Annotated in this window: 17 protein-coding genes; 6 read left to right on the forward strand and 11 right to left on the reverse strand. The window is 61.3% G+C overall.

Annotated elements, in window-relative coordinates; all coding sequences use genetic code 11:
- The first annotated feature begins 58 nt into the window (after positions 1-58).
- The gene (gene hemC / locus ACW9UQ_RS05895; protein WP_458930077.1) at positions 59-994 is read left to right on the forward strand and encodes a hydroxymethylbilane synthase; all 936 of its coding nucleotides are present in this window, start codon (positions 59-61) and stop codon (positions 992-994) included.
- 169 nt (positions 995-1163) lie between these two features.
- Here the strand turns inward: hemC and ACW9UQ_RS05900 are convergent, their stop codons facing one another.
- The 3 genes from ACW9UQ_RS05900 to petA are packed head-to-tail and all read right to left on the reverse strand — an operon-like array spanning position 1164 to position 3917.
- A complete protein-coding gene (locus tag ACW9UQ_RS05900; RefSeq protein ID WP_458930078.1) occupies positions 1164-2015 on the reverse strand; it encodes a cytochrome c1 in 852 nt (283 codons plus the stop codon).
- A gap of 10 nt (positions 2016-2025) precedes the next feature.
- Positions 2026-3345 (reverse strand): cytochrome b, encoded by a 1320-nt coding sequence (locus ACW9UQ_RS05905; protein ID WP_458930079.1) that lies wholly within the window; start codon positions 3343-3345, stop codon positions 2026-2028.
- Entirely contained in the window at positions 3342-3917 is a 576-nt protein-coding gene (gene petA, locus ACW9UQ_RS05910; RefSeq protein ID WP_458930080.1) for a ubiquinol-cytochrome c reductase iron-sulfur subunit, read from the reverse strand. The genes ACW9UQ_RS05905 and petA overlap by 4 nt, the downstream gene beginning before the upstream one ends.
- Positions 3918-4071: 154 nt before the next feature.
- On the opposite strand from petA, the gene ACW9UQ_RS05915 reads away from it, so the two are divergent.
- Positions 4072-4524, forward strand: coding sequence for a tRNA (cytidine(34)-2'-O)-methyltransferase (locus ACW9UQ_RS05915; RefSeq protein WP_458930081.1), 453 nt, complete (start codon positions 4072-4074; stop codon positions 4522-4524).
- Here ACW9UQ_RS05915 and ACW9UQ_RS05920 read toward each other — a convergent pair.
- Entirely contained in the window at positions 4521-5048 is a 528-nt protein-coding gene (locus ACW9UQ_RS05920; RefSeq protein ID WP_458930082.1) for a hypothetical protein, read from the reverse strand. The two genes, ACW9UQ_RS05915 and ACW9UQ_RS05920, sit on opposite strands and share 4 nt — an antisense overlap.
- Before the next feature lie 137 nt (positions 5049-5185).
- Here ACW9UQ_RS05920 and ACW9UQ_RS05925 point away from each other — a divergent pair, with 137 nt between their 5' ends.
- Both ACW9UQ_RS05925 and ACW9UQ_RS05930 read left to right on the forward strand, forming a co-directional pair.
- Complete coding sequence (locus ACW9UQ_RS05925; protein WP_458930083.1) at positions 5186-5371, forward strand: hypothetical protein; 186 nt, start codon at positions 5186-5188, stop codon at positions 5369-5371.
- A 94-nt stretch (positions 5372-5465) separates the two neighbouring features.
- Entirely contained in the window at positions 5466-6119 is a 654-nt protein-coding gene (locus ACW9UQ_RS05930; protein ID WP_458930084.1) for a DUF547 domain-containing protein, read from the forward strand.
- 18 nt (positions 6120-6137) lie between these two features.
- On the opposite strand, the gene ACW9UQ_RS05935 is transcribed toward ACW9UQ_RS05930, so the two are convergent.
- The gene (locus tag ACW9UQ_RS05935) at positions 6138-7133 is read right to left on the reverse strand and encodes an asparaginase (protein WP_458930105.1); all 996 of its coding nucleotides are present in this window, start codon (positions 7131-7133) and stop codon (positions 6138-6140) included.
- 235 nt (positions 7134-7368) lie between these two features.
- On the opposite strand from ACW9UQ_RS05935, the gene ACW9UQ_RS05940 reads away from it, so the two are divergent.
- Together ACW9UQ_RS05940 and rlmN are read left to right on the forward strand one after the other, a co-directional pair.
- Complete coding sequence (locus ACW9UQ_RS05940) at positions 7369-7890, forward strand: hypothetical protein (RefSeq protein WP_458930085.1); 522 nt, start codon at positions 7369-7371, stop codon at positions 7888-7890.
- Between the two features lie 85 nt (positions 7891-7975).
- A complete protein-coding gene (rlmN, locus tag ACW9UQ_RS05945; RefSeq protein ID WP_458930086.1) occupies positions 7976-9148 on the forward strand; it encodes a 23S rRNA (adenine(2503)-C(2))-methyltransferase RlmN in 1173 nt (390 codons plus the stop codon).
- 93 nt (positions 9149-9241) lie between these two features.
- Here the strand turns inward: rlmN and trxA are convergent, their stop codons facing one another.
- The 6 genes from trxA to tsaE all read right to left on the reverse strand — a co-directional run bounded on the left by trxA (position 9242) and on the right by tsaE (position 18061).
- The gene (gene trxA, locus ACW9UQ_RS05950) at positions 9242-9562 is read right to left on the reverse strand and encodes a thioredoxin (RefSeq protein WP_458930087.1); all 321 of its coding nucleotides are present in this window, start codon (positions 9560-9562) and stop codon (positions 9242-9244) included.
- Positions 9563-9632: 70 nt separating this feature from the next.
- The gene (addA, locus tag ACW9UQ_RS05955; RefSeq protein WP_458930088.1) at positions 9633-12944 is read right to left on the reverse strand and encodes a double-strand break repair helicase AddA; all 3312 of its coding nucleotides are present in this window, start codon (positions 12942-12944) and stop codon (positions 9633-9635) included.
- Positions 12941-15877 carry a double-strand break repair protein AddB gene (addB, locus tag ACW9UQ_RS05960; RefSeq protein WP_458930089.1) on the reverse strand — a complete coding sequence of 979 codons (2937 nt, stop codon included), beginning with the start codon at positions 15875-15877 and terminating at the stop codon, positions 12941-12943. Before addB ends, addA begins: the two co-directional genes overlap by 4 nt.
- Positions 15874-16575, reverse strand: a complete 702-nt coding sequence (locus tag ACW9UQ_RS05965; protein WP_458930090.1) for a nucleotidyltransferase family protein — start codon at positions 16573-16575, stop codon at positions 15874-15876. The genes addB and ACW9UQ_RS05965 overlap by 4 nt, the downstream gene beginning before the upstream one ends.
- Positions 16572-17576, reverse strand: a complete 1005-nt coding sequence (locus tag ACW9UQ_RS05970; RefSeq protein WP_458930091.1) for an aminoglycoside phosphotransferase family protein — start codon at positions 17574-17576, stop codon at positions 16572-16574. The genes ACW9UQ_RS05965 and ACW9UQ_RS05970 overlap by 4 nt, the downstream gene beginning before the upstream one ends.
- A complete protein-coding gene (gene tsaE, locus ACW9UQ_RS05975) occupies positions 17573-18061 on the reverse strand; it encodes a tRNA (adenosine(37)-N6)-threonylcarbamoyltransferase complex ATPase subunit type 1 TsaE (protein WP_458930092.1) in 489 nt (162 codons plus the stop codon). Before tsaE ends, ACW9UQ_RS05970 begins: the two co-directional genes overlap by 4 nt.
- Positions 18062-18101: the final 40 nt, after the last annotated feature.

An 18101-nucleotide genomic window follows, 5' to 3' on the forward strand; every position in this document is an offset into this window, starting at 1 on the left:
GAAAGGGCGCGCAATGGCGCATTGCACAGACGCGTGAGCGGCGCTAGGGTCCGCGCCGATGACACATCCGACCCCGAAAAACCCGCTGCGTATCGGCACCCGTGGTTCGCCGCTGGCGCTGGCTCAGGCTGAGGAAACCCGCCAGCGCCTGATGGATGCGCATGGCCTGCCGACGGAGGCCTTTAAGATCGTAGTGATCAAGACCACCGCAGACCGTGTTCTGGACCGCTCCCTTTCGGAAATCGGCGGTAAGGGATTGTTCACCAAAGAACTGGAAGAGGCGCTTCTGACCGACCAAATCGACATTGCGGTGCATTCCACAAAGGATGTGCCGGTTGAGCAGCCCCTCGGGCTGTCCGTCGATTGTGCCCTGCCACGCGAGGATGTGCGGGATGCGTTTGTATCGCTGAAATATGCCTCCATTGATGATTTGCCCGAAGGCGCTGTCGTTGGCACCTCTAGCCTGCGCCGCCGGGCGCAATTGCTGCACAAGCGCCCCGATCTGCAAACGGTGGCGTTTCGCGGCAATGTGCAGACCCGCCTGCAAAAGCTGCAGGATGGCGTGGCAGAGGCGACCTTTCTGGCCATGGCTGGCATCCGCCGCCTTGGCCTCGACCTGCCCGCCACACCGATCCCCGCCGACCGGATGTTGCCTGCGGTCGCGCAAGGCGCGATCTGCATTGAACGCCGGACCGAGGACACCACCACAGCCACCTTGTTGCACCCGTTGCATGATGCGGAGACCTGGACCCGCATTTCAGCGGAACGCAGCCTGCTGCGTGGTCTTGATGGGTCCTGTCAGACGCCGATTGGCGGGCTGGCGGAAATGCTTGATGGGAACCGCCTGCGGCTGCGGGGTGAGATCATCCGCCCCGATGGCAGCGAGGCATTGACGGCTGAACAGACCGGCCCGGCTGAAACCGCCGTCAAGATGGGTGCTGCGATGGCCGAAGATCTGCTTGGGCGCGCTGGCCGCGATTTCCTGACCGTCTGACATACCGAAGATACATATAGCGTAACTTACGAACATCAGAGAGTGGCGATCATCGCTCTGTTGGTACGGCTACGATGATGACTCACGTCGGCTTATGCACTCAGCGGCTTACCTCTGAACAAAAAACGGGGCTCTGAGAGCCCCGTTTTGATTGTCACTGTCGCAGATTTCAGTCGTTCTTGCTGCGATGCTTATGCGGCCACCAAAGCTTCTTGTTTGTCAGATACAAAAGCACGGTCAGCAGTGTCAGGAATGAAACCACAACCACGCCCCATTTCTTGCGCTGCTCAAGCTTAGGTTCCGCGGTCCACATCAGAAATGCGGCGACGTCCTTGGCTTCCTGCTCTAGCGTTGCAGGGGTCCCATCGGCATATTCGACATCTTCGCCATAAAGCGGTTGCCCCATACCAATCCATGTGCCGCCGACGGTATGGTGTCCGTCTTCGTCTTTACAGCTTTCGGCGTAGCTTCCGGCGCCAAAATAGGTGTTGTAGCTGCCATCCGCACCATCTGCACAGGCCGGTTCATCTTCGTAGGAAACCAGCAAAGTGTAGATGTACTCTGGCCCACCCATGCCTTTGACGATCTGGTTGATACCCAGACCATAGGGGCCGTGGAACCCGGCGCGCCCCTTAGCCATAAGGCTCAGGTCCGGGGCATTCGGGTCGGACGACGCAGGAAACTTGTCGACAGGCTTTGCCGGGCGGGTGTCACCGGGTTCGGCATCCGGCCCGTCATCCGGCACGTCGATGCCTGCGGCATAGGCGCGGACTTCTTTATCGCTATAACCCAGCGCTTCCAGATCGCGGAACGAGACATAGCTCAGCCCGTGGCAGCCTGAACAAATCTCGGTATAAACCTGAAATCCGCGCTGCAGCTGGTTCTTGTCATAGTGACCGAACGGGCCCTCAAAGGAAAACGCCACGTCTTTGGTATCACCACCGCCCCCGGCAGCATGTGCGCCGCCGGTTACCATCAGTGCCAAAGAGGCAGAGAGGAGAATGTGCTTCATCATTGTCATATCCTCTCGGTCACTCAGCCGGTGTTTCGACGGGGTAGTGCGCGTCGAAATCGGCTTCGATGGTTTCGGGTTGTTCGGTCGGTGTCTCGAAGATGCCCAACAGCGGCAGGATCACCAGGAAGTAGGCGAACCAATAGGTCGAGGCGATCAGCGCGATGGTGGAATAGGGCGGCTCTGCGGGTTGCGCGCCACACCACATCAGCACCAGGAAGTCGAAGCACAGGATCCAGAACCAGATCTTGAACTGCGGCCGGTAGCGCCCCGAACGAACCGAAGAAGTATCCAGCCAAGGTGCCAGTGCCATCACAACAATGGCTCCGAACATGGCCAGTACGCCAAAGAACTTCGCATTGACGATGCCGCCGGTAACAAAGCTGGAAATCTGCACGATCCAGACGGTGTTATCGAACGCGCGCAGGATCGCGTAGAACGGCAGGAAGTACCATTCGGGCACTATATGCGCTGGCGTCTTCAGCGGATCAGCTTCGATATAGTTGTCCGGGTGGCCCAGATAGTTTGGCATGAAGTAAGCGAAAATCGCAAAACCAACCAGAACGAAGGCCAGACCGTAAAGGTCCTTGATCACGAAATAGGGCCAGAAGGGCAGCGTGTCTTTCTTGGCTTCTTCTTTCGAGCCACGTCGCACCTCAACCCCGGTGGGGTTGTTGTTGCCGGTGGTGTGGAAGGCCCAGATATGCACGGCAACCAAAGCTGCAATCACGAAAGGCAGCAGGTAATGCAGCGAGAAGAACCGGGTCAGCGTGTAGTTGTCCACTGCCGGTCCACCCAGCAGCCAGGTCTGGATCGTCTCACCAACGCCGGGGATTGCTCCGAACAGGCCGGTGATCACGGTCGCACCCCAAAAGGACATCTGCCCCCAAGGCAAAACGTAGCCCATAAAGGCGGTGGCCATCATCAGGATATAGATCAGGATACCGATGATCCAGGTGATCTCACGCGGTTCCTTGTATGAACCGTAATAGAGACCACGGAAGATATGCAGGTAAACGGCAAAGAAGAACAGCGAAGCGCCGTTCATATGCAAGTAGCGGATCGCCCAACCACCGTTGACGTCGCGCATGATATGCTCGACCGAGGCGAAGGCGAGGCCTGTATCCGGCGTATAGTGCATCACCAATGCGATACCGGTAACGATCTGCAGCGCCAGACAGAAGGTCAGGATGATGCCCCAGATCCACATCCAGTTCAGGTTTTTTGGTGTGGGGATGGTCAGCGTCGAATGCATCAGGCCCAGAATGGGCAGGCGCCGCTCAATCCATTTCTCAATGCCGGTTTTCGGCTCGTAATGATCGTGAGGAATACCGCTCATGATTTTTCATCCTTCCCCAACTGAATAACGTTGTCAGATAGGAACTCTGCATATGGAACAGCCATGTTCTCGGGCGCGGGACCTTTGCGGATACGACCAGCTGTGTCGTAATGCGATCCGTGGCATGGGCAGAACCAGCCGCCGAAATCACCCTGATCAGCGACCGGGATGCATCCAAAATGCGTACAAACACCGATCATCACCAGCCATTCGCCCTGTTCGTCGAGGCAACGGTTCTGATCCAGCGCGGGATCTTCCTCAGGCAGATTGTCATTGCGGGCAAACGGGTCGATCAGCTCTTCCATCGGGACTTCGCGCGCTTCGGCGATATTTTCCGGTGTCCGGTGGCGGATAAAGACCGGTTTGCCCTGCCAAAAGGCTTTGACCTGCGTGCCGACCGGGATCTCACTGATATCAACCTGAATGGTCGACAGGGCCAGAACATCGGCGGACGGATTCATCTGGTGCACGATCGGCCAGACCGCAGCGCCAGTTGCAACCGCACCGGCCGCCCCGGTGGCCACGTATAGAAAATCGCGGCGGGTGCCGTGTTCCTCTTCCGTATGAGCCATTGACGGTTCTCCTTAACATGGGGGCTGGCTTTTGGCTGCCAACCGTCATAGCCCGCAAGGCTTGCGGGATTTTGAGCGCTTTCCTAAAACAACATCTGCGCGCGGTCCAGCGGACTTTGCGCCGCAGGAGGGTCGAAACCCAAAGGATGCAACCATGTCACTGCGCCTGGCGGCCTATCAGCCGGATATTGCCGCCAATCTTGGCGCTATGGTGCGAATCTGCGCCTGTTTTGGTACTGGCCTAGATGTCATCGAGCCTTGCGGATTTCCTTATTCTGACAAAGCGATGCGCCGTGCGGCGATGGATTATGCAGAAAAAGTCGCCGTGACACGGCACGATTCGTGGGAACATTTTGCGGAATTGCCGCGCGGGCGGCTGATATTGCTGACCACACGGGCCGCCGTGCCGCATTGGGATTTTGCCTTTCGCCCGGATGATACTGTGCTGGTGGGACGTGAAAGCGCCGGTGTGCCGGATGAGGTTCATGCCGCCGCCGATGCCGCGCTGATGATCCCGATGCCCGGTGGCGGTCGTTCGATGAATGTCGCCGTGTCTGCCGCGATTGTTCTGTCGGAGGCTTTGCGTCAGGTGTCCAAAGGCGTTTAGTGAAAGAATGTCCGGCGGATCCGCGCCATGGCTTCAGCCTCGCGGCAGTCAGATGGCTTTTCGCTGACTTTCGCAACGGCATCGACCATCTCAACAAGGTCCGACCCGGCTTCGGCCCCGGACAGGCTGAACAGGCGCTTGCATAAACGACGCACCGCTTCATCCTTGGTGCCGCATTGTCCCGCGACCCATTCGCCGAACACCATGATCTCATCGGCTTCGTCTTTCGACACATTGAATTTCGACTGGCACTGGATGACCGCCATGTCATGATCGCCGCGGTCAAATGCGGTATCCATGCCCCCAATGGCGGCGATGATACCGCCTGCTGCAAGGCGCGGATCGTCGATGCTGTCAACGGGATGGGTCTTGTGGCGGCGGCGATAGTTGAACCGGCGCGCGGCCAGTCGCACATTGTTCGCAGCATCGGCTAGGTCCGAGGCGGCATTCCCGGCATTTCTGAGATGCCAGTACCAATAAGCCGCAGCCCCCAGCGCACCAAGAATAGCAAGTAGAAAAGGCATCGCACCGCCCCTAAACAAAATCACCCGACTGCTACCCTCGCAAAGCGCCGAACTCAAATCAAGTTGAGGATTTGTGACGCATCACAAGCGGGTGAGGGGGCTGGCCCTAAAGCGACACTCGGGTCAGATTGCCCTTCATGACACATATTTCTAGACGCATAGCCCTTGGGCTGGGCCTGGCTGGGGTGGCGACGGTGCTGGCGCAACCGGTTACGGCGGCACCCAAGGCCCGACTAAAGCGTTTCGGGATAAACCTGAGACAAAAGATTATCCTGAAACGCAGTGATAAGCCTATATGGTGTACGCGTTTCGATTTTATGTGATGTCTCAAGGTAAACTCGAAACGCTTTAATCGACCGCCGCTGGGCGCAGTTTGGCACCGCTGCCGCACCGGATCACGGCCTTTGGGATGCGTTTTTGCGCAAGCATCGCAGCATGGGCCGGGATGGGATTGCGCGCTTTGCCTATGCAAGGGCGCCAATGGCAGAGGTAGAGGCCTATCTGACCCAGCTTGCCAATATCGACCCGGTGACGCTGCGCCAAAGTGATGCCTTTGCCTATTGGGTCAATCTGTATAACGCAGTCACAGTGCGAACTATGCTGAACGCTTGGCCGGTGGGGTCAATTCGCGATATCGGTGGCGGGGTGTTTTCATCCGGCCTGTGGCGGCAAAAACTGGTCCGTATCGCCGGAAAGCAGTTGTCACTGGATGATATCGAACACGGTATCCTGCGGCCGATCTGGCGGGACGCCCGTATACATTACGTCGTAAATTGTGCCTCGCGCGGGTGTCCGGATCTTGGCGCATGGGCCTTTACCGGACGCGGGCTTGGGGCCGCGCTGGACGGTGCGGCGCGGGCCTATGTCAATCACCCACGCGGCGCGCGGGTCGAGGGTGGTCGGCTGATCGTTTCGTCGATCTATCATTGGTATAAAAGCGATTTTAGTGGCACCGATGCCGGGGTAATTACGCATCTCAAGGCGCATGCGGACCCGCAGCTTGGGACCGCGCTTCAGCAGGTCACCCGCATCGCTGATCATGGCTATGACTGGGCTGTAAACGCAGGGTAAAACGGCGATGCGGCTGTTTCAAACCGGCTGCATCAGCATCTCGGCGGCAACAACATGCCCGGTCAGCAGATCGCGCCGGTTCCGCTGTTCGGCCCGGATGCGCCGCTGCGCCGCAGGATGCGCCCGCGCCAGGACACCGGTGCGGACCAGCAGGGCAGCCATGGCAGCTTCGGCGGCCCGGGTCGCGCCATCCTGTGCTTTCAGCGCGATCCCCAGACCCTGTTTTGGCAGGATAGCCAAAAAGACCCCCTCGGCACCGGTTTTGACGACGGTGCCATCGCTGCTGGCCTCGATCAGCTCGGTACAGGCCCGACCTTCGCCAGCCACCAGAAACGGGTGCGCGGCCATGGCCTGAACCAACCGCTCTGCGGCATCGCTGCGGGTTGCGCCCAACTTGGATGGATTGGCCATCTTAGCCGCCGCTTTCGCCAGCCCGGCCAGCGTGCAGGCGAAATTGGGTGCAGAGCAGCCATCAATTCCGTAGCCTGGGCTGGTTTCCTCGGTCATATCTTCAAAGGCCGCGCGTACAGCCTTCTGAACCGGATGATCCGGGTCGATATAGTCCGCGCTGCCGCCCAGATGCCGGTTCAGGGTCAGAAATCCGGCGTGTTTGCCCGAGCAGTTATTGTGCAGCTGACAGGGGGCGTGATCTGACAAATGCAGAGTACGGGCTGCATCCCGGTCACGCGGCATCTGCGGGCCGCAGCGCAAATCTGCTTCTGCCAGACCAAGATCCGACAGCCAGGCCGCCACGCGGGAGGTATGTCCCTCTGCCCCGTTATGCGAGGCACAGGCCAGCGCCAGATGTTCGGCTGTCAGACCTGCCGCTGCGCCACTTTCAACCAGAGGCAACGCCTGGATCATTTTGCAGGAGGACCGGGGATAGATCAGGGTGTTCGGATTGCCCCATGCCTCGGTGATCGCGTCGGTGGTGGCGATGACTGCATGGCCAAAATGGCGGCTTTCGACCATATCGCCGCGCCATAGCTCTGCCAGAATCACTGCATCCTGCATCTTTATCCTCGCCATCCCAGCTGCCCTTTGCGGCCCCTCACCCCCTTATCGCTGTGTCACAGGGCTGAAAGAAAGCGAAAAATTCCGCCCGGAACGGTAAACTCCGCGTTTGGGGCTAGTATCCTGCCCTTGGGATTTGGTAGCGTCCCCAAAAAGCAGGCAATCGCCCATGTCTCGCCACATATATATGAAACGGCGGGGCAGCAGGCAGGTATCGGTAAGGGAAGAAGAGCTTATGAGACGCATTCTTGCAGCCATTGTCATCGCCGCAGCAGCGACGACGGCCCAGGCCCAATCGGATGAACGGGTTGCGGCCTACAAGGACTGGAGCGTTTTTAACCCCTCGAACCCCAAGGAGTGCTATATTGTTTCGCCGCCGGTAAATTCGGCAGCGCGGCGAGGTGGCGAGGCCGTTAGGGTTAACCGCGGCGAGATTCGACTGTTTGTGACCATCCGGCCCGGGCAAGGTGTGAACAAGGAGGTCAGCTATACCGGCGGCTATCCTTTCCGCGATGGCTCGACCGTGGATGTGAAAATTGGAAACGACAGCTTCACCATGAATGTCGGTTCCGGCAATAGTAAGGAATGGGCTTGGCCTCCGACCCCGGCAAAAGATGCAGAGTTGATTGCGGCCATGCAGGTTGGGGCGTCCGCCAAAATCACAGCGATTTCGGCGCGCGGGACCACAACGATTGACGACTTTTCGCTGCTGGGCTTCACTGCTGCCCTGAAAGAGGCCGAGAAGCTCTGTCAGTAAGGATAATCGATTATCGCAAAAAGGCGGCGGGCATGCTATGTCTGCCGCTTCTTCTTTTGATGCAGCGAAACGGAGCCTTGGTCCAATGACCGTCGCCACGCCTTTGAAACCAGACTTTACCACCGTGCCACGCACTGTGCCGGGTGGTCTGCCCAACCTGATCGGCATGGGGCGCACTGGAATGGCCGAGGCGTTGGCCGGGATCGGCGTGCCGGACAAGCAGTTGAAGATGCGGGTCGGGCAGCTATGGGCCTGGGTGTATCAGAAGGGTATCGCCGATTTCGATGCGATGACCAATCTGTCAAAGGAGTTCCGGGCGCAACTGGCGGCACATTTTGTTGTTGAGCGGCCAGAAATCGTGACCCGGCAAATATCGGAAGATGGCACCCGCAAGTACCTGCTGCGCATCGCGGGCGGGCATGAGGTTGAAACTGTCTATATCCCCGAAGAGGATCGCGGCACGTTGTGCATTTCCTCGCAGGTGGGGTGCACGCTGACCTGTTCCTTCTGTTATACCGGCACCCAGAAACTGGTCCGCAATCTGACAGCGGGCGAGATTGTCGGTCAGATCATGGTGGCCCGCGACGATCTGGAGGATTGGGGCCACAAGGATGCCGAAGCGCGGCGCAAAGTGTCCAATATCGTGCTGATGGGCATGGGCGAGCCGCTTTACAACACGGACAACGTGCGTGATGCGATGCAGATCGCCATGGATGGCGAAGGGATTGCCTTGTCGCGCCGTCGCATCACCTTGTCCACATCGGGCGTTGTGCCTGAGATCGCACGGGCGGGCGAAGAGATCGGCTGTATGCTGGCGATTTCCTTTCATGCCACGACTGATGACGTGCGCGACAGGCTGGTGCCGATTAATAAGAAGTGGAATATCGAGGCTTTGATTCAGGCTTGTCGGGACTATCCGCGACTGTCGAATTCCGAACGGATCACGTTTGAGTATGTGATGCTGAAGGATGTGAATGACAGTGATGCGGATGCGCGGCGTCTGGTGCAACTGATCAGCGGCATACCGGCCAAGATCAACCTGATCCCGTTCAACCCTTGGCCGGGCGCGATCTATGAGCGGTCTGACTGGGACCGTATTGAGGCCTTTGCCGAGATCGTGAACAAGGCGGGATATGCCTCGCCCGTCCGAACACCGCGGGGCGAGGATATCATGGCGGCCTGCGGACAGCTGAAATCGGCGACAGAGCGGGCGCGCAAATCGCGGGCCGAGATTGCCGCCGATCTGGCAGGCGGCTGACGATTGCACCTACTGTCAAAATGAAAAACCCCGGCAAAGCCGGGGTTTTGCGACATTCTGATTGGGCTTGGATCAGGCGGCTGTGCTCAAAAATCAGATTTCGTCCTGAATCCAGCTTTCCAGGCTACTTTTGGGCATGGCACCCGCCTTGTTGGACACAACCTTGCCGGCCTTGAACAGGAACAGTGCTGGAATGCCACGCACGCCCAGTTGCATGGGGCTGTTGGGGTTTTCGTCGATATTCATTTTGACGATTTTAACTTTGCCGGCCATCTCTTCCGAGATTTCTTCCAGAACCGGGCTGATCATTTTGCATGGACCGCACCATTCTGCCCAGAAATCCACCACGACGGGGATATCGGAATTGACGACTTCGGTTTCAAAGGTGGCGTCGGTGACGTCGACTGTGGCCATGTTGGTGGCTCCTGCTTGGGGGATACGAGATATTGATTGGCAAGGAAGGTAGGTTCGTGGTGGGGGCGGGTCAACCGCTCCAATGCGTTTCAAGCCAGGTGTTCACGATTTTCTGTTCGATCTCCATGAAACGAATCTCTGCAGTCCAGATCAGGCCGGTGCGAATAGACCGGTCGGGCCAGATATCCGACAGGGCCGCGTGATAGAGCGCCATCTGCCCGATCAGACCGTCAGGGATATCGTTCGGGTCCTGCGGCACAGTGCGGTTGGATTTGAAATCTATGGCCCAGATGTCGTCCGGTCCGACAATCAACCGGTCGATCTGACCGCGAAGCGGGCGGGGGCCGAGTTGGCTGACAAGGCCGCGCACGGGCACTTCGGTCATGGCATCTGCGTTGAAGACCCAGGAGAGATGCGGGGCGTCGAGCACGCGGGTTGCTTCGGCGCAAAGGTCCTGGCACGTCGCCTCTGGCATGTCAGGGAAAAGCGTCTCTGCCAGTGAGGGGCGGTCCTGTGCCGCGTGACCGGACAACGCCTCGAGCATCTTGTGAAGGTCGCGGCCCCGGGCAAGCGCAATATCCGTGTCATCGCCATTTGCACCGGGCAGGGCATGATGTGTGCCGCCGTCGCGTGATGGCGCAATGGCTTGTGGTGGGGCTTTGGGCGTCGGGGCCCGTTGTGTCAGCCACGTCGGGCTTTCTGGTGGGCGAGGTGGTTCGGGCCTTTTGTCATCGGTTGCCTCGGTCCAGTTGTGGCAAAGTGTCAGCCCGGTTTCTGTCGGCTGCGCGCCCAGCGTGTCCATTGCGGTTTCCACCGCCGCATACCAGCCTTTTTCCGGGCTGCCCTTTTCGCCACCACCCGCGACGATCAGCCAGTTTTCCGCACGGGTCAGGGCGACATACAGCAGCCGCCAGCGTTCCTCTAACTCCAGCTGGCGTCGTTTGCTATCGGCCGCACCCAGCGCTGCGGGCATCGCATCCTTTGGCATCCGCATCAGTGGCAGGTCGTCGACCAGCAGCAGGGGCGGCGCCTTGGCGTCGCGCTTTTGATGTGTCTCGGGCAGGATGACGATGGGGGCCTCCAGCCCCTTGGCACCATGCACTGTCATCACCCGAACCTGATCCTGCGCCTCGTCAAGCTGGCGCTTGATCTCGACATCTTCGCTATCCATCCATTGCAGGAACCCGGTCAATGTCGGGGTTTCGACCCGCTCGTAGGAAAGGGCGAGGTCCAGAAGCGCCTCGATCCCGTCCTCTGCCTCGGTGCCCAGACGCGCGGTGATGGCCTGCCAGCGGTCATGTGTGGTCAGCAGACGTTCCAGCAGGTCAAACGGCCGCAGGAAATCGGCCTGATTGCGCAGATCGCGCAGGATGGCGACGGGGCCTGCACGCGCAGTCGCATGAGACAAGGCGTGCCACAGGCTGCTTTCGCGGGGGTGGGCCAATGCGTAAAGCTCTGCTTCGCTGATCCCGAAGATGGGTGATCGCAAAGCGGCGGCCAGCGACAGGTTGTCGTCTTCGGTTGCCAGAAACCGCAGAACTGCCAGAAGGTCCCGCACGGCAAGCTCGCCGCCGACCTTCAACCGGTCGGCCCCCGCGACGGGCACATCAGCCTTTTTCAGCTCGCGGATGATGGCATGAAACAGCGCGCCGCGGCCCTGTACTAGGATCAGAAAATCGCCCGCGCTGATCCTTTTGTCGGTGCCGGGCAGGATCTGGCTGCGGTTAAGGATATCCGCGATATGGGCCGCAACTTGCCGCGCCAGCACTAGGGCGGGGTCATCGCGGGGCGGCTGGTCCACCGGCAGATGCCACGGGTCCGGCGCGGGCTTGTCCGGCTTTTCGATAAAGGACCACAGATCAACACGCCCGGGCTTGTCGGTATGAAACACCCGGTGGGCGATGTCGTCGCCCAGCCCATGCACCGGATTTTCGGCAAAGACCTGATCGACCAGTTGCAGGATCGGCCTTGCCGTACGGAAGGAATAGAGCAGATCGCATTGTTCCAGCCCGATGGTGGCGGCATCAAGGGCGGCGCTGTAGTGGCGGCGCTTGTCACCAAAGGCGGTCGGGTCAGCCCCCTGAAACGAGTATATCGACTGTTTTTCATCGCCAACGACGAACAGGGTCCGGGTCAGGTCGCGCGCGCCCTGACCTGTAAAGAACTCTGCTGCCAGCGCGTCGATCACCGCCCATTGGTCAAGGCTGGTGTCCTGGGCTTCATCCACCAGAATATGGTCGATGCCGCCATCCATGCGGTACTGCACCCAGGCGGTGGCCTCGGTTTCCGACAGCAGGCGTTTGGCCCGGTCGATCAGGTCATCAAAATCCAGTTTACCAAGCGCGGTTTTGCGCGCCGCGTAGCGGTCCAGAAACGCATGACCGAACCGGCCCAGAGCCTGGGCGGCCTGAAAGGCAGCTTCGGCGTGCTGGCGATTGACAGCGGCAAGAACCGCCTCGCCGAGATCTGCAAGCTGCGCCTCGGCCTCTGGCACGGTGTCTTTCACCGCCTTTGTGATCAGCGCCTTTCGGACGGTCATGTCATTGGTCAGGAAGGCTGCACGCAAGGGGACGAGGGCCGTTTCCGGATGTGCCAACGCAGCGCGAAGCGCGGCGCATGTTTTGGCATCGGTCGCTTTGCCCAACCGGTCCATTGCGTCCATCGCTTGGGACAGCAGATGGCCTGGTATCGGCGCCAGCGCATTCAGAACGAGGGTTTTCTCATCGCCCGGCCCGGTGGCCCCCAGCGCCTGCCGTAAGGCGGTGTCCTCCGGCTGCTTTGCAAAATGCGGGCGATATCGCAGGATCGCATCCAGCACCGGTGCGGGATCCTGTCCGGGCAGATATGGGACGAGTGCTGCAAAACCGCTGTTCGGGTCCAGCGCCAGTTCGTCCAGAATTGCGGCACGCAATTGTGCGGCCTGCCGATCCTCCATCACCTCGAACTGAGGCGCGACACCAGTTTCCAGCGGAAAGCGGCGCAGCATCTGTTCGCAGAAGGAATGGATGGTCTGAATTTTCAGCCCGCCGGGGGTTTCCAATGCGCGGGCGAACAGGGTGCGGGCGTGGTTCAGCTGCGCGTCCTCGATGGCTTCTCCGGCTTCGCCCAACTGGTGCAATTCGCGGCGCAGGTCATCTTTGGGCATCATCGCCCATTCGCCCAACCGTTTGAACAGGCGGGTCTGCATTTCAGCCGCTGCGGCCTTGGTGTAGGTCAGGCAGAGGATGCGGGCGGGCTGGGTGCCGTTTAGCAGCAGACGCGCCACCCGGTCGGTCAGAACTCGCGTTTTGCCAGACCCGGCATTGGCCGAGACCCAGCTGGAATTGCCCGGCGTTGCCGCATGGATCTGACTGGCTGAGGCAGGGTGCTTGGGGTCGATCATGTCACCCCCTGCGGATCAAATGGCGCGCCATCTTCCCATTCGCCCAGACGGGACAGATGGTCATAGTCGCTTTCATAGCTGAGCGTTTCGGGCCGCAAACGGGCCGCAAAAGGTTGGTCCGGCTGCTGATAGGCGGTGATCAGCGCGCTGAGGCGTTCATAGGTTTGCGACAAGAATCCGTCCATATCGTCAACCTCCGGTGCCTCGGCGATCACGCGATCAAGGTGAAGGGCGCGACCACGGCCTGACATGCCGATCAGTTCCGCAGCGGCGGGGGCGGCTGCGGGGATGTCCGGGAACCCGCCGAAATGGGCGATCAGGCATTCCAGTGGCAATTGCTGAGCGAAATGCAGGATCTGGGCGGGGCTGTCCGGTGTGCCTTTGTAATCATAGATCACGGGGCATCCGTCCGGGGTCACGTCGATCCGGTCCGCCGTTGCTGTCAGTCGGAACGGCAGTGGCAGGTCCGGCAGATCTATGCCGCCCTTGACCTCTTGGGCGCGCGGGGTGGCGATTTGGCGGCGCTGCGCTTCTGTGTCCAGAAACCAATCGCGAAAGGCGCGAAGCCGCGCCAGCCAAAGGGTGCGATCTGCGGGCCAGGGGGCGTCTTGCGTCAGGACCTCTTGGGCGACCTTGTCGAACAGGGCGGCGGCATCAGCGGGCAGGCCAGTGGCGGTGGCCGCGATGAAGCGTTCCAGCACCTTGTGACTGATCGTGCCGCGTTCGCGCATATCGGGACTGCGGCCCAGTGGATCAAGCGGGCGGAGCCGCAGGACATACTGGGCGTAGATAGCGTAAGGGTCACGGATCAGCGTTTCGATCCGGGTGGCCGACAGACGCGGCGGACGAGCGGTAACCGGCGGGCAGGGCGCTGGGCGCGGCGCGGGCGGTGCTTGGCAGGTCGGCGTATCAAGCCGCCTGGCCAGGACCGTCATCGTGGCCCCGCGCTGGCGCATCGCATCCAGTGCCTGCTGGCCGGGTTCCCCCAATCCGGCGATCAGGTTGGTCAGACGGAGCAGCCAGCGGGTGGGCACGGTGGGCGCATCTGCGTCACGAATGGCGCGGGTCAGGACCACCTCTGATGCGCCCATCGCCTGTTGCACATCATGCGCGGACAGGCCGATGCGGCGCTCTGGCAGATGCAGGCCAAGGGTGGCGCGCATCTCGCGGTTTAGCCAGGGGTCAGGGCGGGCGATATGTGGCCAGATGCCTTCGTTCAGACCGCCAAGGATCACCAGCTCAGCATTCTGGGTGCGCGCCTCCAGCGGGCCCCAGATGGCGATGTCGGGATGCGTGGCAAAGGCCTCTTCCTCGACATTTTGTTCGGACAGCAGGGCGGTGATCAGGGCGCGGTATTCGGCAAGATCAAGCAGCCCGCCCGAGGGGGCGGCCTCCGCTAGGGCTTCGGTCAGGCTTAGCGCCGCCTCGCCAGCCCTTTGCGCCCAAAGCTCGGCCGGGGTTCCATCGGGACCGGCCACCAAAGCCTCTGCCGCGGCGATATGGCGGGATAGGTGATCCGATAGTGGGACGGCTTGTGCTGCTTCAGCCAGCGGGGCAATTGTGTGATGTAGCCAGGCGGCCCAGTCGCCATGATCATGCTCTTTCGCCCAGGCGGTGACGACCGGCCAGTCCGCAACAGGCGCACCGCCCCGCAGAACGGAGAGTTCAAGCGCCCGGGTCGCGGTCATATGCGGCCCGCGCATCGGGGCGGCGGTCAGCGGGTGTTTCAGCAGCGCCAGCAGTGCCGCCGGGGCTGGCGGATGGCCGATCAGGTCCAGCACCAGACGCAAATAAACACCGGGCGGCGTCAGTGACAGGGGCCGCCCCGCACTGTCATCGGGCGTGATCCCCCAACGGCCCAGCGCTGCTGTGACCCGGCGCGCCAGCACACGGTCTGGCGTGACCAAGGCAGCCCGCTGCCCATCCTCGGCCGCTTGCCGCAGACGTGTGGCGATGGCCTGCGCCTCGGCCCGTGCGCCGGGGGCTTCGAGCAGGCTGAGGTTGGCGGTCGCGGCGGTCAGTGTCGGGGTATGCGCCGCGCCTTCCTGCAACCACTGATCCGTCACAGGCGCAGGGCGCAGCGCCAGCGAGATCACCGCATTGCGCCCCGGTGCGGGGGCAGCGGCGCTGTCCCACAAGGGGATACTTGCCGGGTCAACGCCGATCGTTTCCGCCAGCACGGCAAACCCGTATTGCGGATGATCGGGTTGCGGCTGCGGGTCGGTCAGCCGGGCCCAGGTTTTTGCGGGCAGGTCGGTATCAAACCCCGGCAGAACCACCGCACCCTTTGGCAATCGGGCTGCTGCGGCCATAAAGTCCGCCGTTGCGCCGCGTGACCCGGTGGACCCGGCCACGATGACCGGGTGATCCGGCGGGGCTGCCTGCCACGCGGCGACCTGATCCAGCATCGCCCGGCGCAACCCGGCCTCACCTCCCCCCGCATCCGGGGCGTCGAGAACCGGCGCGATCAGTTGCAAGAAGCGCAGGCTCCGCTGCCAGTGGCCGGACAGATCGCCCGGACCGATACGATCCAGCGCGGCCCATGACAGCCCCTCTTCCTGCATCTCGCCACTAAGGCGGAGCAATCCGTCCGCCAGATCGAAAGCGGCGGTGCGGGCTGCCAGATCAGGTTCGCGGTCGATCAGGGCGCGGACCAATCGGGCCAGATCCAGCCTTTGGGCCAGGGTGTTGCCCCCGGCTGGCAGCAGATCGGCAAAGACCCGGATGCGCGGCAAAAGGGCGACGGGGCCGGTTTCGAACAATGCCTCGATGCGGCGGCGGGTGCGCTCGGTGTTGACATAGATCTCGGCCCGGGCCCAATCCTCGGGCGCGGCACCGGTCATCCGCGCCCGTAAGCCATCCATAAACCGCGCACCGAAATCCACCCCCGGCGGCAAGGCAAAGACATGCGGGCCCGGGCCGTCCTGTTTCATTTGACCAAGGCCTCGGCCAGCGGGATGGAGGATGGCTGACCCACATCGCACCAATTGCCGTCAAACGGGGCCAGAAACAGCCGCCCAGTGGCGATCAGCTGATCCCAGATAACGTTAAGCGAGAACACCTCAGCGTCATGCGCGACGGCAATGCCAGGCCGGATGATCTGCATGCTGGCATAGACATAAGGTGCATGATCGGCTTGTCCGCGCCGGGTCGGGCGACCGGCATCATCCATAAAAAAGTCACCCGCTTTCAGGTGACCGATGGCGCGGGAGGTTTCGACCACCAAAAGCAGCGCGTCCATCCGCTCGGGATCCCAGGTGCGGGCCAGTGTTTGCACCGGGTTGCCGCCGGTCCAGACCACATCGGCATTGGCGGTCAGGATCGGGTCGGGTCCAACCAGATCAGCCGCATGACGCAGCCCGCCGCCGGTTTCGCGCAGCAGATCGCGCTCGTCAGACAGGGTGATCGCCGGTGCTGTGACCGTGCTGAGATGTGTTTCGATCTGGTCCGCAAGGTGATGCACATTGACAACCGCGCGCGACACACCCGCCTGCGTCAGATGGCCCAGCGTGTGGTCCAGCAGCGTTTCGTTGCCAATGCGGACCAGTGCCTTCGGCGTGGTTCTTGTAATCTCGCCCATGCGGGTGCCAAGCCCTGCGGCAAAGATCATGGCTGTGTCGGGAACATTCATGCCTGGCCTGCCAATTTTGCGCGAAGGTCGGTATCGGGCGGCGGCACGTGGCGCGTGACCCAGTCTTTCAATCCGGCCAGCGCCGGGTGTTGCAGATTGCCCTGCAAATGACCCCAGACCCTTGGCATATGGTCAATATAGATCGGTTTCCCATCGCGCTTAGACAGCCGCGCGAATAAGCCAAGGATTTTAAGGTTCCGCTGCGCGCCCAGAATGGCATAGGCGCGGCGAAAGCTGGTGTCCTCCGCCCCGCTTGTGGCGATATAGCGCGCCAGCATCTCTGCTTGCAGGGCAGGCGTGGTGTCGCGCCGGGCATCTTCCAGCAGCGAGACCAGATCATAAGCTGGATGACCCGCCAGCGCGTCCTGATAATCCAGCAGGCCGACACGGGCCAGAGCGTCACGTTCTGGCAGCCACAGCAGGTTTTCCGCATGATAGTCGCGCAGCACGCAGACCGGCTGATCCGGCAGCAGATCGCTGCATAGCATGGTCATCAGCTGGTCATATTCCGCCTGTGTGTCCGAGCAAACGGGGATGTCTGCGCCCGGCAGATACCACTCGGTCACCAGCCGGGCCTCTCGCAGGCAGGTGGCGATGTCATAGGGGGGCAGGCCGGTTGCGGCGTCGGGCGCTCGGTGCAGGGCGGCCAGCAGATCAACGGCAGTGCCATAAAGCACGGCTTCGGGCGCGCCGCTTTGGACCGCCTGGACATAAAGATCGTCGCCAAGGTCTTCGAGGATCAGAAATCCAGCGTTGGTGTCCGCGGCAAGAATGTCAGGCGCACTCAACCCCATCCGCCGCAGCCGTCCGGTGATGTCAATGAACGGGCGCACATCCTCGCCCTTTTCCGGGGGTGCGTCCATGATCACCACCGACTGGCCTGTTGGCCCAATGCCGCGCAGGTAGCGACGGTTTGAGGCATCGCCCGCCAGCAGCGCCGGATCAGGGCCGGTCCAGCCGCTTTGCGTCAGAAAACGACGGAGAAGGGCATCTCGGCTCACTCGGGCACCTTTGTTTGTGAGGCCGCAGCGATGAGGTGGGTCAGACCGGCCGTTGCGGTCAGGGTCACCGCGCGGCGGTCGGCGGTATCGGTGTGCGGGGACAGGCTCAGCGACAGGTGCTGCGACGGCAAGGCCGTGCCCAGACGTTCGGGCCATTCGATCAGACAGACCGCATTGGTGAAGGCTTCATCCAGCCCCAGTTCGTCCACCTCAGTGCCTTGCGGGTCCAGACGGTAAAGGTCCACATGCCAAAGGGTTTGATCCCCACGTTCATAAGTTTGCACCAGCGTATAGCTGGGCGAGGGCACTTCGGCCCCGCTATCCCCCAGCCAGGCGCGGATCAACGCCCGGGCAAAGACCGATTTGCCAGCCCCAACCGGGCCGGACAAAAGCAGCGTATCGCCGGGCCTAAGATGCGAGGCCAGTTGGTCAGCCAGACGATGCACCCCGGCTTCGGTCATATCGGCAAAGTGAATACGGCTCATGCCCGCCTGTCAGTCTGTTTGCGGTCCGGACTGTGCCGGG

The organism is Halovulum sp. GXIMD14793 (genome assembly GCF_054457435.1).

Bases quoted from the DNA above. Each gene is read 5' to 3' on its own strand.
- hemC (WP_458930077.1), top strand. From the start codon at position 59: ATGACACATCCGACCCCGAAAAACCCGCTGCGTATCGGCACCCGTGGT.
- ACW9UQ_RS05900 (WP_458930078.1), bottom strand. From the start codon at position 2,015: ATGACAATGATGAAGCACATTCTCCTCTCTGCCTCTTTGGCACTGATG.
- ACW9UQ_RS05905 (WP_458930079.1), bottom strand. From the start codon at position 3,345: ATGAGCGGTATTCCTCACGATCATTACGAGCCGAAAACCGGCATTGAG.
- petA (WP_458930080.1), bottom strand. From the start codon at position 3,917: ATGGCTCATACGGAAGAGGAACACGGCACCCGCCGCGATTTTCTATAC.
- ACW9UQ_RS05915 (WP_458930081.1), top strand. From the start codon at position 4,072: ATGTCACTGCGCCTGGCGGCCTATCAGCCGGATATTGCCGCCAATCTT.
- ACW9UQ_RS05920 (WP_458930082.1), bottom strand. From the start codon at position 5,048: ATGCCTTTTCTACTTGCTATTCTTGGTGCGCTGGGGGCTGCGGCTTAT.
- ACW9UQ_RS05925 (WP_458930083.1), top strand. From the start codon at position 5,186: ATGACACATATTTCTAGACGCATAGCCCTTGGGCTGGGCCTGGCTGGG.
- ACW9UQ_RS05935 (WP_458930105.1), bottom strand. From the start codon at position 7,133: ATGCAGGATGCAGTGATTCTGGCAGAGCTATGGCGCGGCGATATGGTC.
- ACW9UQ_RS05940 (WP_458930085.1), top strand. From the start codon at position 7,369: ATGAGACGCATTCTTGCAGCCATTGTCATCGCCGCAGCAGCGACGACG.
- rlmN (WP_458930086.1), top strand. From the start codon at position 7,976: ATGACCGTCGCCACGCCTTTGAAACCAGACTTTACCACCGTGCCACGC.
- trxA (WP_458930087.1), bottom strand. From the start codon at position 9,562: ATGGCCACAGTCGACGTCACCGACGCCACCTTTGAAACCGAAGTCGTC.
- addA (WP_458930088.1), bottom strand. From the start codon at position 12,944: ATGATCGACCCCAAGCACCCTGCCTCAGCCAGTCAGATCCATGCGGCA.
- addB (WP_458930089.1), bottom strand. From the start codon at position 15,877: ATGAAACAGGACGGCCCGGGCCCGCATGTCTTTGCCTTGCCGCCGGGG.
- ACW9UQ_RS05965 (WP_458930090.1), bottom strand. From the start codon at position 16,575: ATGAATGTTCCCGACACAGCCATGATCTTTGCCGCAGGGCTTGGCACC.
- tsaE (WP_458930092.1), bottom strand. From the start codon at position 18,061: ATGAGCCGTATTCACTTTGCCGATATGACCGAAGCCGGGGTGCATCGT.